This is a genomic window from Mucilaginibacter sp. BGA-UO-ETr-C110, assembly GCF_059567985.1.
This window is the reverse complement of record NZ_JCAQPB010000002.1, coordinates 3986684-4002519: the sequence shown is the minus strand read 5'-3', so window position 1 is coordinate 4002519 and position 15836 is coordinate 3986684. Positions and strand designations below refer to the sequence as shown.

Sequence of the window (15836 nt, the reverse complement as noted above, 5' to 3'; positions counted from 1 at the left end):
CTCAAATCGAATAAATTAATTGTTGCACAAATATGTAAATCTATTTGATTGTTATAAAACGGATTGATTTTTTATCACAGCTAAATTAACCTTAAAATACAATAAGTACGTTAATACTTTAGTTTATCATATAACTCCTGCGATAAATTAGTAAATAAATTTCTAATGAAAAAAGCAATTTTTATTTTCTTAGTTGTAGTTCAAATTTGTAAAGCGCATGCTCAAAGTACTACACTAAGCCTGGAGTTTTATGGGGCAAAAGCCGATGGCGTTGTCCTGTCAGATGGCAATATTAATGCCGGGAGTTCAGTATTAACAAGCCCAAGTGGAGCATTTAAAAAAAGCGATGTTGGTAAGCAAATTTATATTACAGGGGCTGGTGCAGGGGGCAATACTTTAATAGCCCAGATCTCATCTGTGAACTCGGGCTCATCAGCTAGCCTGAGTGCTAATGCTATGACCTCTGTAAGCAGTGCGGGCATTACTTACGGTACTGATTGTACCAATGCATTTATTGCGTTTAATAAAAAGGCCCGGGCATTAAATGGTAAAAAAGTCATTTTAAAAATGCAGCCGGGAACTTATCTAACCTCCTTTAACAACTGGATAAGCGGCATTAAAAACCTTACCGTTAACGGAAATGGTTGTAATGTGATCTGTACGCACGGGGCTATTGATCCATTAGGATCCCCGCATGCCAACGCCGGTCTTTATTCTCCTTCATGTTTTGATAATGTGGATAATAATTATTACACCGTTAAAAACATATCCGACGTTAGCTATGGTTATAAAATAAATAGCGCCCAGGCTAAAACAAATCTTATAAAAACCATAAGCCCGCAGGATGCCGGTAACTTTAACGTGGGCGATTGGGTGCTGCTCTATGGGCTGCATCATGAAGATTTTGGTGGATTTCCGCCCGACCCAAGATATTTTGAATATGCTAAAGTTAAAACAATAAATGCGGCTTCAGGAACCATTTATTTGGACAGAAAGCTGGTTAACAGTTATGATTCTGGATGGCCCGATGGCTTGTTAAAAGGAGGTGTAGGGGCACCAAGAATTATAAGTTTGGACAGGGACAATTTTACCACAATGGAAAATTTAGTGATGAATGATATTACCTTTCTTCCATTTAATGGCTGGACAGGTAAATATGCAGTAAGTATCCGAAATGGCAGATTTGAACTTTATGGGTTTATTAGAGCTACCATTTCAAACTTAAATGCACCTGCTGCATATTTAGGCCAGGGCAAAAAATTAATGATCAATAGAACTACATTTAAATATTACTGTGAACCCGATAAAGTACTGGATTCAACAATAATCAGGAACTCCAACATTACCGCTATGACAAATGCGGGTGGTTTAAATGTATTACAATTATTGAATAGCACATTTAATGGACCGCTTAATGCCAGTCCACGGGTAATATATATGGATGGTAATACTTTTAATACCACAGGTACTACCTCACAATCATTATTAAGCATAGCTTTTAATAAAGGTACAGATTCAATCAAAATAGGATCTAATATCTGGAATTGTACAAACGGAGCACGCACCGCGTTGTTTTCTCCTGCCAATTCAATAAAAATGACTGTTGGGAATGTGGTTGATAATAATACCGTAACAGTTCCATACACTGCATTTGTTCGTGATAAAAATTCCAGGCAGGTAACTCCTAATGCTATTGGTTATACAGCTAATAAGAGTAATAAATTTGTAGTAAAACGGGTATTCAGATACGATGCTGATAATATTGGGGTTATGGGTACTTTTACCCAGACACCTAACCCCGGCGATGTATTTGTATTCTCTTTAGCCCCTAACATACAGGTTTTGGGTAAGCAAACCAAAAACGGATCATTTGCCGGCCAGTACAAGCTTTTTCAGAATGTAGATACTAAAACAAACTTGATGTATAAGGCGAATTCTTATAAGTAACTCAAATTTTAAACGCATTAAAAGTTAATTATCATACCTGTTGTTAATGGGATAATATCTTTAAAAAGATTGACTGTTGATAGACGTAATGATTATGGTGGAAAAGTTTATACAATAAAAATTAATAAAATTTACGGTTATTTGATCAAATAAATTTACTTTTGGTATTATAAAATTGAAAAATTTATAATATAAAAAGTAATTATTGGTATTCTAATTTAAAGATGAGTAAAAAAAAAATTCTTCTCATCAGCCACAATTTCTCTCCTGAACCAACCGGCATCGGTAAGTATAACGGCGAAATGATTGATTGGTTGGCAAAGAACGGATACGATTGCACTGTTGTTACTACATACCCTTATTATCCATATTGGAAAGTACAGCCGCCTTATAAAAATCGCTGGTATAAAAAGGAGGTGATCAAGTACCCCCAAAATGGTAATTTGTTAACAGTATTCCGCTGTCCGTCATACGTACCCGCAGATCCGACCGGGAAAAAAAGAATGATTCAGGACTTCTCGTTTTGGTCATCCATGTTCTGGAAAATCCTTCAATTGGTAATTACTCGTAAAAAGTATGATCTGATCATTACTGTTGCGCCCCCTTTTCATTTAGCTTATTTAGGTTTAATGCTTAGAAAATTAAATGGAGGTAAATTACTTTACCATATTCAGGATCTTCAGATTGAAGCGGCACAGGATTTGAACATGCTATCGAGCAAAAAGCTGTTTGACTATATATTTAAAATCGAAAAAGATATATTGACGAAAGCTGATCATGTAAGTAGCATCTCTGAAGGAATGATCGGTAAAATAAGGGCTAAAGTTGATAAGGACATCTTGTTTTTTCCGAATTGGGTTGATACTACCCTTTTCTTTCCGCTTCCATCGCGTCATTTATTAAAAAATAAGTGGGGGTATCAAACAAATGATATAGTTTGTTTGTACTCTGGTGCAATAGGTGAAAAGCAAGGGCTTGATAGCATATTGAAGGTTGCCGAGATTTTGCTTGATGTAAAAAATATTAAATTTATAATTTGTGGTTCTGGCCCGTATAAAGACAAGCTTATTAAAACAGCCAATGAGCGCGGGCTCGAAAATGTGCAGTTTTTACCAGTTCAGGAAAAAGAAGTGTTTAATGAGTTTTTAAATATGGCCGATCTGCACCTTATTTTGCAGAAAGCGGGCGCAAGTGACCTGGTGATGCCATCAAAGCTAACAACTATTCTGGCTGTAGGTGGGGTTTGCATGGTTACTTCTTCTGAAGGCACATCATTGTATAATGTTGTAAGCAAGTATAATGTGGGTTACATTGTTGAACCTGAAAATGAAGAACTGCTTGCAAAAGCCATTGGTGAAGTTCAAACGAATTCGGATATTGAACTAAAAAGAAATAATGCGAGGGATTACGCTTTAAGATTTCTCAGTATAGATAATGTTATGGGAGATTTTATTGGTAACATTATTTAACAATGTCCTTGTTTTTTTATGAAAATATTAATTAAATAGCAGATTTAATGCTATATTGCAGGGTTTTTAATGCTAATTATGTAAATAGTCAAAAAAAACTGAACTTTGTGGTGTTGATGTTTAAATATTTTAAGTCACTACTATATAAACTATGAAAAAAATTGCCCTCATTACAGGTATAACCGGACAGGACGGTGCTTACTTAACAGAGTTGTTATTAGCTAAAGGATACGAAGTGCATGGCGTTAAACGCCGTAGTTCTTTGTTTAATACCGATAGGATTGATCATTTGTATCAGGATCCTCATGATGATGACCAAAGGTTGATACTGCATTATGGTGACTTAAGTGATAGCACCAATTTAATACGTATCATTCAGCAGGTTCAACCCGATGAGATCTATAACCTGGGTGCAATGTCTCACGTAAAGGTAAGTTTTGATACGCCGGAATATACAGCTAATGCTGATGGTATCGGAACATTACGTTTATTAGAGGCTATCCGTATTTTAGGATTAGAGAAAAAGACAAAAATTTACCAGGCTTCTACGTCTGAGTTATATGGTTTGGTTCAGGCTGTTCCACAGTCAGAAACTACCCCTTTTTATCCTCGTTCCCCATATGCGGTGGCCAAAATGTATGCTTACTGGATAACCGTGAACTACAGGGAAGCTTACGGCATTTATGCTTGTAATGGCATCTTATTTAACCATGAGAGCCCTTTGCGCGGCGAAACATTTGTAACCCGTAAAATAACAAGAGCAACAGCTAAAATAGCGATGGGTTTACAGGATAAATTATTTTTAGGTAACCTTGATGCACAACGAGATTGGGGACATGCTAAAGATTATGTTGAAGCGATGTATCTGATCCTGCAACAAGAAACACCTGAAGATTATGTTATTGCTACTGGTGTAACCACAAGAGTGCGCGAGTTTGTTCGACTGGCTTTTGCAGAGGTTGGAATAGTTGTTGAATTTAAAGGTGAAGGTGCAAAAGAAAAGGGTTATGTAGTAAGTTGTGCAAATCCTGATTTCCAAATTGAAATTGGTAAAGAAGTAGTTGCCGTTGATGAAAAATATTTCCGCCCAACCGAAGTGGATCTCTTAATAGGTGATCCTACAAAATCAAAAACAAAATTGGGATGGGAGCCTAAATATGATCTGCAGCGCCTTGTAAAAGAAATGGTTGCATCTGATGTGGATCTTTTCAGAAGAGAGAAATTGTTAAAGGATTCAGGCTACGCTATTAGAAACCAGTTCGAATAAACGATATAATGGATAAAAATTCCAGGATATATATAGCAGGCCATAAGGGCATGGTTGGGTCTGCTATATATCGAAAATTACATAAAGAAGGGTTTGATAATATAATAACCCGTAATTCGTCCGAGTTAGATCTTCGTGATCAGCGAGCAGTTACGGAGTTTTTTGATACTGAAAAACCTGACTACGTATTTTTGGCTGCAGCTAAAGTAGGTGGCATTATTGCTAACAATACATACCGCGCAGATTTTCTGTATGAAAATTTGCAGATCCAGAACAATGTTATTCATTCATCTTATGTTAATAAGGTGAAAAAACTAATGTTTCTGGGTTCAAGTTGTATTTACCCCAAATTGGCTCCGCAACCCTTGAAAGAAGAGTATCTGCTAACAGGATTGCTTGAACATACCAACGAACCTTATGCCATAGCCAAAATTGCAGGTATAAAAATGTGCGATGCTTATCGTGACCAGTACGGGTGTAATTTTATTTCGGTAATGCCTACCAATTTGTACGGTTATAACGATAACTACCACCCGCAAAATTCGCATGTATTGCCTGCGCTTATCCGTCGTTTTCACGAAGCGAAAGTGCAGGAATCGTCTGATGTTACTCTCTGGGGTACAGGTTCACCAATGCGCGAATTTTTATTTGCTGATGACCTGGCTGAAGCTTGTTATTACCTGATGCAGAATTATGACGAGGCCGGTTTGGTGAATATTGGTACAGGTGAAGATCTGTCGATCAAGGATCTGGCCCTGCTCATCAAAAAAATAGTTGGCTATGAAGGTGAGATTAAATTTGATACCTCGAAACCAGATGGAACTCCAAGAAAATTAATGGACGTATCTAAACTGCATAGCAAAGGCTGGAAACATACTATTGAGTTAGAAGATGGTATAAAGTTAGCTTATCAGGATTTTCTTTCTAAAATATAAATAAGTCAGAGGAACAATTAAATATGTCAACTCGTAAACGGATATTAATAACCGGAGCAGCCGGCTTTCTGGGCTCGCACCTGTGCGATAGGTTCATAAAAGAAGACTACCATGTAATTGGCATGGATAACCTGATCACCGGCGATCTGCGTAATATTGAACACTTGTTTAAACTGGAGAATTTTGAGTTTTATAACCATGATGTATCCAAATTTGTATATGTTCCCGGCGAATTGCATTACATATTGCACTTTGCTTCGCCGGCAAGTCCTATTGATTATTTAAAAATACCGATACAAACCTTAAAGGTGGGTTCATTGGGTACACATAATTTGCTGGGACTGGCCCGTGCCAAAGGTTCCCGGATGCTGATCGCCTCTACATCGGAGGTTTACGGCGACCCGAACGTTAACCCTCAGCCCGAAGAATATTGGGGTAATGTAAACCCGGTAGGCCCAAGGGGTGTTTATGACGAAGCCAAACGTTTTCAGGAAGCCATTACCATGGCTTACCATACCTTTCATGGGCTGGAAACCCGTATCGTAAGGATCTTTAATACCTATGGCCCGCGTATGCGCTTAAATGACGGACGGGTATTACCCGCCTTTATTGGCCAGGCTTTAAGGGGCGAATCATTAACCATGTTTGGCGATGGTTCACAAACCCGTTCATTTTGTTATGTGGATGACCTGGTTGAAGGTATTTACCGCCTGTTGCACAGTGATTATGCACAACCGGTGAACATCGGCAACCCGGATGAGATCACGATCAAACAATTTGGCGAAGAGATCATCAAGCTAACCGGTACCGATCAAAAACTCATCAGCCTGCCTTTGCCTGTTGATGACCCTAAACAACGCCGGCCGGATATCACCAAGGCCAAAGCTATTTTAGGCTGGGAGCCCAAAGTATCCAGAAGCGAGGGTTTAAAGATCACGCTGGATTATTTTAAATCCCTGCCCGAAAAAGAAATAAACCACAAAGATTTTGCATACTATAATAAATAACATACACTACCATACTATATAAGAAGCATAAAACAATCGTAATATAGCGGATGAAGGTGGATATGATCCGGGTGTATTACATTTAACATTAACAATTAAACTACATGAAAAATATTACGAAGATTTGCTGTATTGGAGCAGGGTACGTAGGTGGCCCAACCATGGCAGTAATTGCTAAAAAATGCCCACATATTCAAGTTACCGTAGTGGATTTGAATGTGGCACGCATTGCAGCCTGGAATGATGAGGATACAAAAAATATCCCTGTTTATGAACCTGGTTTAAGCGAAGTAGTAGCTGAGGCGCGCGGACGTAATTTGTTTTTTTCTACCGAAGTAGACAAGGCCATCGACGAAGCCCAAATGATATTTATATCTGTTAATACACCAACCAAAACCTATGGCGCCGGTAAAGGGCAAGCTGCTGATTTGAAGTGGATTGAGCTTTGTGCAAGGCAGATTGCGAGCGTTGCCAAGGATAATAAAATTATTGTTGAAAAATCCACCTTGCCTGTTAGAACGGCAAGTGCCATAAAAGACATCCTTACCCATACAGGTAACAATGTTCAGTTTCAGATACTATCAAACCCAGAATTTTTAGCCGAGGGAACAGCTATAGAAGATCTGGATGCTCCTGATCGTGTATTAATAGGCGGCGACAGCACCCCGGAAGGTAAAATAGCTGTACAGGCCCTGGTTGATGTGTATGCTAACTGGATCCCAAGAGAGCGTATATTAACCACTAATGTTTGGTCGTCAGAGTTGTCAAAGCTAACAGCTAACGCATTTTTGGCACAACGTGTATCATCCATTAACTCACTTACCGAAATTTGCGAACAAACAGAAGCGGATATTAATGAAGTTGCAAGAGCAATTGGAACAGATAGCAGGATTGGTTCAAAGTTTTTAAAAGCTTCGGTAGGCTTTGGTGGCTCTTGCTTCCAGAAAGATATTTTAAATCTGGTTTATATAGCCAGTAGCTATGGGTTGCAGGAAGTAGCTGATTATTGGGAGCAGGTAATTATTATGAATGACCACCAGAAAAGGCGGTTTGCCAACCAGATCATCAAGAACCTGTATAACACAGTTAACGGCAAAAAAATAACATTTTTAGGCTGGGCGTTTAAAAAAGATACAAACGATACCCGGGAATCGGCAGCTATTTATGTAGCCGATCATTTATTACATGAACAAGCCGATATTGCTGTTTATGACCCGAAAGTTCCGGAAAGCCAGGTGTATGCTGATTTGGATTATCTGCGTACCCGCGAGCAGGAGGAGAATAAAAAAGGAGTTAGTGTTTTTAAAGATCCTTATGAGGCCTGCAAAGGTTCGCATGCTATTGCTGTTTTAACCGAGTGGGATGAATTTAAAGGTTATGACTGGCAAAGGATCTATGATAATATGTTAAAACCCGCTAAAATATTTGACGGAAGGAATTTGCTTGACGCCGATAAATTAAGGGCTATAGGATTCCAGGTAAGGTCAATAGGTACTAATGTTTTAGAGAAGTGATCTATTGCACCCTGAAGTAATTTAAGTTTACCGGCAGTTGCGAAATTCGTAACTGCTTTTTTATTCCGTATTTTTAATCCGGATATTGTATACAACATCTATTACATGTTATTAACCCCCCTTACTACCGATGAATAAAAACAATTATGCGATCATCATGGCAGGCGGCATCGGGAGCCGTTTCTGGCCCATAAGCCGGTCATCGCATCCCAAACAATTTATAGATATCCTGGGTACAGGAAAAACCCTGATCCAAAACACGTATGAACGTTTTCTGAAAGTATGCCCCAAAGAAAACATCTATGTGGTGACCAACGAGAATTACACCAAACTGGTGAAACAGCAGTTACCGGACATGGCCGATGGCCAGATTCTGACCGAGCCGGTGATGCGTAATACCGCACCATGCGTTGCCTATGGCTGCTTTAAGATCGAAAGCCTGAACCCGGAGGCGGTTATCGTGGTAGCCCCTTCAGATCAGCAGATCCTGGACGAGGATGCCTTTGTGAGTGCCATCGAAAAATCACTGCAAACAGCGGCATCAACCGATAGTCTGATCACTCTGGGTATCAAACCCTCACGTCCGGATACAGGTTATGGCTATATCCAGTATACCGATCAGGCCATCAACCAGGATTTTCATAAAGTAAAAACATTTACCGAGAAACCCACGCTGGAAATAGCCAAAACATTTATCCAGAGCGGTGACTTTTTATGGAACGCGGGCATCTTTGTATGGTCGGCTAAGGCAATCGTAAAAGCTTTCGGTCGTCATTTGCCCGAGATGCATGAGATCTTTGCAGAAGCACGGCCGGTTTATAATACCGAAGAGGAAAAGAGTTATGTGCATAAAGCCTATCAGCAATGTATCAATATCTCGATCGATTACGGGATCATGGAAAAGGCGGACAATGTGTATGTACTGCCATCGGCCTTTGGTTGGAGCGACCTGGGTACATGGGCTTCGATCTATGACCTGGGTGAGAAGGATTATGTAGGTAATGTAGTGATCCCCTCAGAAAAGGTGATCATGTATGATTCATCCAACTGCATGGTGAACGTACCGGGCGAGAAACTGGTGATACTGCAGGGACTGCATGACTTTATCGTGGTAGAATCTAACAACACCCTGCTGATCTGTCCGCGTGATCAGGAACAGAATGTAAAACAGGTAGTGGCTGATGTAAAAGCCAAATTTGGTACTAAGTATATTTAATAACAGCATGCCCTGTTCATTTTAAATAATATCCTACAGCTTTAATAATATCTAATAGCTTTGCACTATCCGGGTTAATACCGGTGCAAAACATTAATAATTATATGACCATTACTCCAACCCCGATTGCCGGGCTTATTGTGTTAACCCCGCGTGTTTTTAATGATGATAGGGGCTATTTTTTTGAATCATTTAATGAAACAACTTTTAATAATGCTGTAGGGCACCCGGTTCATTTTGTACAGGATAATCAGTCGTTTTCAACCAAAGGGGTACTTCGTGGTCTTCACTTACAAAAGGGTGAGCACGCGCAGGCCAAACTGGTAAGGGTAACACAGGGCGAAGTATTGGATGTAGCGGTAGATTTGCGTAAAGGATCGGCAACTTATGGCCAGCATTATAGTGTATTATTATCTGCGGAAAATCATCATCAGTTTTTTATTCCGCGGGGATTTGCGCATGGATTTATCGTATTAAGCGATACCGCTATATTTCAATACAAATGCGATAATGGTTATAATAAGCAATCTGAAGGAGGCTTGCACTATGCTGATCCTGACCTGAACATCAACTGGCAACTAACCGGTGCCGAACTCAACGTATCTGATAAAGACAAAGAACTACCTTTTCTGAAGGATGTTACCGACTTTGGGTTTTAATGCTGAACATCAATAAATTTTTAATTTAGATAAATACTGATATGCAAAACATTGTGGTTTTTGGGGCTTCCGGGCAGCTGGGGCAATGCCTTAAAAAAGTTTCGGACGAAAAAGGTATAACTTCCATCATTTTCCCCCCTGAAACAGAAGCCAATATCCTGGATACTGATGCTATATCAAAAGTATTTGAACAATACAAACCGGCTTACGTCATTAACTGTGCCGCCTACACCGCCGTTGATAAGGCAGAGGACGATGTAGATATGGCCCGTAAAATAAACAGGACCGGAGCAGCCAACCTGGCGCAGGCCTGTAAGCAATATGGCGCTATACTGGTTCATACGTCAACAGATTTTGTTTTTAAGGGTAATAAGCCTTATCCGCTTGTTGAAACTGATATAGCTGACCCTATAAGCATATACGGCCTTACTAAATTAGAAGGGGAGCAGGATGTTGTAACCCTATTACCCCGGCACTTCATTATTCGTACCAGTTGGTTATACTCTGAGTATGGTAATAATTTTGTAAAAACCATGCTCAAATTAGGCGCTGAACGTGATGAGCTGAAAATTATAGCCGACCAGGTAGGTACGCCTACTTATGCTATTGATCTGGCTGCTGCTATATTAGATATCATTGCATCGGGCAGCGAAAGTTTTGGAATTTACCATTACAGCAATGAAGGAGTAACCTCATGGTATGATTTTGCAAAAGGGATATTTGATCTGTCAGCAACCCAGGTGAAAACGTATCCGATACGTACCAGCGAATATCCAACACGGGCAACTCGTCCGGCATTTTCGGTCATGGACAAAGCAAAGATCAAAACTACTTTTAATATCCAGATACCTTACTGGCGGGATAGCCTGATAACCTGTTTAGAAAGACTTAGCCCCCCAACTCCCTAAAGGGGGAGCTTTTGATTAGCATCATAAAAAACAAAGCCATGTTTCTCAAAAGAAACATGGCTTTGTTTTTTTAATCCTAAATAAGTGTCCCATTTTGTTAGAAAAGTGGGTTTACATGGTTTACACTTTTTATGGTTTACACTTATTTAATTAATTGATTATCAATTAATTATTTTTTATTTTGTCATAAAAAACGGTTTACAGTGTAAACCATGTTTTTGGGATAAAAAATGTCATTTTTAATTCCCTCCCCACGGAAGAGTAATAGCCCATGATAAGACATTTGCCAAAAAAGGCTGTCATGCTCCGTCGAAGCATGGTGATGTGACCTCTGCGCTCTACCCTTCGACGGAGCTCAGGGTGACAGCCCCGCTTTTTATCATATTATTGACTTATGTTCTCTAATCATGAGCCATTACCCTCTTCAGGGGACTAAACCAGTATTGTTCCTGCGGCTACGGTTTCGTTAGTGGCCTCGTCAACCAGGATGAGCGAGCCGGTGATGCGATTTTTGCGATATTCATCAAATACAACAGGCTGGGTAGTACGCAGGCGTACACGGGCCATCTCGTTCATTTTGATGTCACCGGCATTTTCCAGCTTTTCCATGGTGTTGATGTCCAGTTTGTAGCTTACCTCTTTAATAATAGCCATTACCTCACGGGTGGTGGTTTTTAAGTGGTATTTAGCGCCGGGGCGTGGCCCTTTAGTGCCCATCCAGCAAAGCATTACTTCCAGGTCCTGGCTTACTTCGGGTTCACTGTCATCTTTTACGATCATATCACCGCGGCTGATATCAATATCGTCTTCCAGCGTAATAGATACAGACATGGGCGCAAAAGCTTCTGCAACCGGACCGGAATAGGTATCGATAGATCTGATTGATGATGTTAAACCCGATGGCAGAACGGTGATTTTATCGCCCGGTTTAAATATGCCACCTGCTATACGACCTGCATAGCCACGGTAGTCATGATATTCGGCCGCGTGTGGGCGTATCACGGTTTGTACCGGGAAGCGGGCGTCTGAGTGGTTCTCATCGCTGCCTATATGGATTGTTTCCAGGGTGTGCAGCAGGCTTTCGCCTTTATACCATGGCATATTTACAGAATCGTTTACTACGTTATCACCTTCCAGTGCGCTGATGGGTACATAACGAATGTCGGTAACATCTATCTTGGCCGCAAAATCTTCGTATTGTTCCACTACCTTGTTAAATACTTCTTCGGAATAATCAACCAGATCCATTTTATTGATGCACACAATAATATGCGGTATCTTTAATAACGAAGCGATAAAAGAGTGCCTGCAGGTTTGCTCCACAACACCTTTACGGGCATCTATCAGCACCAAAGCTAAATTGGCTGTAGAAGCACCGGTAACCATGTTGCGGGTGTATTGGATATGTCCCGGGGTATCTGCAATGATGAATTTACGTTTAGGGGTGGCAAAATAGCGGTAGGCAACATCAATGGTAATGCCCTGTTCCCTTTCAGAACGTAAACCGTCGGTCAATAAAGAAAGATCAATGTGTTGTAGTCCCTTTCTTTCGCTCGACTGTTTTACGGCCGCCATCTGATCCTCAAATATCGATTTGGAATCATATAATAACCGGCCAATAAGCGTGCTTTTTCCATCATCTACACTGCCGGCTGTTGTAAAACGTAATAGTTCCATTTTTTTATGTGGTGGTGGGTATCAAGTAGCTAGTATCAAGTATCACGATTTTTAAAAATGATCAACTCCGTTTAATGAAGCTGTCTTGATACTTGATACTGGCTACTTGATACTCTCTTTAAAAATAACCTTGTTTTTTTCTGTCTTCCATTGAGGTGTCAGAGCGCTTATCATCGCTTCTGTTGCCACGTTCGGTGCTGCGGGTGGCTGATACCTCTGCTACTATTTTTTCCAGTGTATCCGCGTCTGATTCGATGCCACCGGTTATGGTGATATCTCCTAAAGTGCGGAAACGCATCAGTTTGTTCTCCACTTTTTCGCCATCACGCAATACTAAAAACTCTGATGCCGGCAGCCAGGTACCATCACGGTAAACAGCTTCGCGGTTATGAGCAAAATAAAGGGAGGGAATAGCTATGTTTTCTTGCAGGATATAATTCCAGATGTCCATCTCCGTCCAGTTACTTATTGGGAATACCCTGAAATGTTCGCCCATGCGTTTACGGCCGTTGAAAATATTCCAAAGCTCTGGTCGCTGATTTTTTGGGTCCCACTGGCCAAATTCATCACGATGCGAAAAGAAACGTTCTTTTGAGCGTGCTTTTTCTTCATCGCGGCGTGCACCGCCAATAGCCGCGTCGATCTTGTGGCTCTCAATTGTATCCAGTAATGAAACTATTTGTAATTCGTTACGGCTCGCGTTAATACCGCTTTCCTCAACAGCACGACCTTTATCAATAGACTCCTGTACCGAACCTACAATGAGCTGTACGCCCAGGTCGGCCACCAGGTTATCCCTAAAAGCCATAGTTTCGGGGAAATTATGACCGGTATCAATATGGATAAGGGGCATAGGGATTTTGGCGGGCCAAAAAGCTTTACGGGCAAGATGAGTTACCACAATGGAATCTTTTCCGCCAGAGAACAATATAGCAGGACGATCAAACTGGGCTACAACTTCACGTATAACGTATATGGCCTCTGATTCTAATTCCTGCAGATGAGTAAGATAATATTTGTGCATGTTTAAATGAAACCATCCTGAGTTAAAGCGCACAAACCGGAATGGTTAAACCGGCTCATGATAGCTTCATCTCCTTTAAAAAACAATTTATATTGATGAAAAACCCGCTAAATCCACCTAAATAGTAGTATTTGGCAATCAAACTGCAATATTAGCAAATTATGCTCATTTTATCGTTATCTAATCTATTTTAAACCTGAAAATTAGCAATCCTCATTATAAATTTCAGTGGGTGCTAAAATCGGGACATCGACAGGAAATATGACGAATATGTTATTAGTATATTAAAGTAAATGAAGTTAAGCGGCAATAATAATATTCTACCGTTAAAATATGTTATTATAGCAACCTACGCATAGGTTATGCGTAAAAAATAACTACTTTTAAAAATCTATAATACAAATCAATCTAATGAAAGGAATTATTTTAGCGGGAGGATCAGGTACCAGGCTTTATCCAATTACCAGGGCAATAAGTAAACAGCTGATGCCGATTTATGATAAGCCTATGATCTATTATCCATTATCGGTTTTAATGCAAGCCGATATCAGGGAGATATTGATCATCACTACCCCCGAAGATAACGAAGGATTTAAACGCCTGCTGGGTGATGGAGCCGAGTTGGGTTGTAAATTTGAATATGCTATACAGGAAAAACCAAACGGCCTGGCACAAGCATTTGTAATTGGCGAAAAGTTTATTGGTAACGATAAGGTTGCGCTGATACTGGGCGACAATATATTTTACGGTACGGGCTTTAGCGAATTGATACGCAGCTTTAATGACGTGGATGGCGCGGCTATTTTTGCCTACCATGTGGCCGATCCGGAAAGATATGGTGTTGTGGAGTTTGACGCGGACTTTAAAGCCGTATCAATTGAAGAGAAACCAACTGCGCCAAAATCCAAATTCGCGGTACCGGGATTGTATTTTTATGATAACAGCGTTATCCAGATAGCCAAGGATCTTAAACCTTCGCCACGCGGAGAATATGAAATTACTGATGTGAATAAATATTACCTGGAGCAGGGAAATTTACACGTAGGGGTAATGGATAAAGGTACAGCCTGGCTGGATACCGGAACTTTTGATTCCCTAAGCGATGCCACCGAATACGTACGCGTGATTGAAAAACGCCAGTCGACCAAAATTGGTTGTATTGAAGAAGTAGCTTACCGTCGTGGGTTTATTGATGATACACAGTTAAAAGTGTTGGTAGCTAAATATATTAAGAGCGGCTATGGTGTTTACTTGCAAAGCCTGCTATCATAAAACTGTATCAATAGTACCGGTCATTTGATCGAGTACATTTGCATCGCTGGCCTGAAACCAGTGAAAAGCATTGTCTTTACGAAACCAGGTGAGTTGTCTTTTGGCAAATCGCCTGGTATTTTGTTTTATCATTTCAATAGCCTTTTCAAGACTGGTTTTACCATCAAAATAATCAAACAGTTCGGCATAGCCTACGGTGTTCAGTGCGTTGAGATGACGGGAGGGGAGTAATGCCTCTACTTCGGCTAATAAGCCCTGTTGCACCATGAGGTCAACCCGGTGGTTGATACGGTTGTATAATACCTCACGAGGCAAGTTAAGTGCCAGTTTAATGATATTAAAGGGACGTTTGTTTACGGTAGCCTGCCGGTATGAGGAGAAAGGTTTACCCGAACTTTCAAAAACCTCCAAAGCCCTGATGATGCGTTGCGGATTACCCAAATCTACCTCGTTATAATAAACAGGATCGGCCAATTGTAATTGCTGTTGCAGATGAGCGAGACCCTTTTCTTCCAGTTCCTGGTTTAATCTTTCCCGGATAGCAGGATCGGCTGTTGGCAGATCATCAAAACCTTCGCATATCGCTTTAATATATAAACCAGAACCTCCGGCCAAAATCACCTGGTCATGTGTTTTAAATAATTCATCCAGCAAAGCAAGCCCTTGTTTTTCAAAATCGCCTACAGAAAATGGTTCGGTTATAGAATGCGAATCGATGAAATAATGTTTTACAGCAACTAACTCCTGCTCACTGGGTTTGGCAGTACCAATACTCATTTCCCTAAAAAACTGCCTGGAATCGGCAGATACCACTACCGTATGATAATGTTTGGCCAGTTCAATGGCTGCTGCCGTTTTACCCACAGCCGTAGGGCCTGCAACTACAATAAGGGTTTTGTTTTTTGGGATCATAGTTAATGGTTCATAGATCATAGTCGGTT

At 40.4% G+C, this 15836-nt stretch carries 13 protein-coding genes; 10 read left to right on the top strand and 3 right to left on the bottom strand.

Translation table 11 applies throughout. From position 1 onward, the window contains the following. Window positions 1-165 precede the first annotated feature (165 nt). The 9 genes from AC57BQ_RS17205 (at window position 166) to rfbD (ending at window position 10922) form a co-directional block, all read left to right on the top strand. Complete coding sequence (locus tag AC57BQ_RS17205) at window positions 166-1947, top strand: hypothetical protein (RefSeq protein WP_496407458.1); 1782 nt, start codon at window positions 166-168, stop codon at window positions 1945-1947. 224 nt (window positions 1948-2171) lie between these two features. Then, window positions 2172-3416, top strand: coding sequence for a WcaI family glycosyltransferase (locus tag AC57BQ_RS17200; protein WP_496407457.1), 1245 nt, complete (start codon window positions 2172-2174; stop codon window positions 3414-3416). Between the two features lie 151 nt (window positions 3417-3567). Next, window positions 3568-4683, top strand: coding sequence for a GDP-mannose 4,6-dehydratase (gene gmd / locus AC57BQ_RS17195; protein WP_419701195.1), 1116 nt, complete (start codon window positions 3568-3570; stop codon window positions 4681-4683). Between the two features lie 8 nt (window positions 4684-4691). Beyond that, window positions 4692-5618 (top strand): GDP-L-fucose synthase, encoded by a 927-nt coding sequence (fcl, locus tag AC57BQ_RS17190; RefSeq protein WP_496407456.1) that lies wholly within the window; start codon window positions 4692-4694, stop codon window positions 5616-5618. A 23-nt stretch (window positions 5619-5641) separates the two neighbouring features. Then, complete coding sequence (locus AC57BQ_RS17185) at window positions 5642-6625, top strand: UDP-glucuronic acid decarboxylase family protein (RefSeq protein WP_496407455.1); 984 nt, start codon at window positions 5642-5644, stop codon at window positions 6623-6625. Window positions 6626-6729: 104 nt separating this feature from the next. Continuing rightward, entirely contained in the window at window positions 6730-8139 is a 1410-nt protein-coding gene (locus tag AC57BQ_RS17180) for a UDP-glucose 6-dehydrogenase (protein WP_496407454.1), read from the top strand. Window positions 8140-8269: 130 nt separating this feature from the next. Beyond that, window positions 8270-9355, top strand: a complete 1086-nt coding sequence (locus tag AC57BQ_RS17175; RefSeq protein ID WP_496407453.1) for a mannose-1-phosphate guanylyltransferase — start codon at window positions 8270-8272, stop codon at window positions 9353-9355. A 104-nt stretch (window positions 9356-9459) separates the two neighbouring features. After that, window positions 9460-10014, top strand: coding sequence for a dTDP-4-dehydrorhamnose 3,5-epimerase (rfbC, locus tag AC57BQ_RS17170; protein WP_496407452.1), 555 nt, complete (start codon window positions 9460-9462; stop codon window positions 10012-10014). A gap of 41 nt (window positions 10015-10055) precedes the next feature. Then, window positions 10056-10922, top strand: coding sequence for a dTDP-4-dehydrorhamnose reductase (gene rfbD / locus AC57BQ_RS17165; protein WP_496407451.1), 867 nt, complete (start codon window positions 10056-10058; stop codon window positions 10920-10922). A 432-nt stretch (window positions 10923-11354) separates the two neighbouring features. Here the strand turns inward: rfbD and cysN are convergent, their stop codons facing one another. Both cysN and cysD read right to left on the bottom strand, forming a co-directional pair. Beyond that, window positions 11355-12599, bottom strand: a complete 1245-nt coding sequence (cysN, locus tag AC57BQ_RS17160) for a sulfate adenylyltransferase subunit CysN (protein ID WP_496407450.1) — start codon at window positions 12597-12599, stop codon at window positions 11355-11357. Between the two features lie 118 nt (window positions 12600-12717). Next, window positions 12718-13623, bottom strand: coding sequence for a sulfate adenylyltransferase subunit CysD (gene cysD, locus AC57BQ_RS17155; RefSeq protein WP_090467578.1), 906 nt, complete (start codon window positions 13621-13623; stop codon window positions 12718-12720). 411 nt (window positions 13624-14034) lie between these two features. Here cysD and rfbA point away from each other — a divergent pair, with 411 nt between their 5' ends. Next, window positions 14035-14895 carry a glucose-1-phosphate thymidylyltransferase RfbA gene (rfbA, locus tag AC57BQ_RS17150; protein ID WP_496407449.1) on the top strand — a complete coding sequence of 287 codons (861 nt, stop codon included), beginning with the start codon at window positions 14035-14037 and terminating at the stop codon, window positions 14893-14895. Here rfbA and miaA read toward each other — a convergent pair. Then, a complete protein-coding gene (miaA, locus tag AC57BQ_RS17145) occupies window positions 14890-15807 on the bottom strand; it encodes a tRNA (adenosine(37)-N6)-dimethylallyltransferase MiaA (protein WP_496407448.1) in 918 nt (305 codons plus the stop codon). The two genes, rfbA and miaA, sit on opposite strands and share 6 nt — an antisense overlap. Between the last annotated feature and the right edge of the window lie 29 nt (window positions 15808-15836).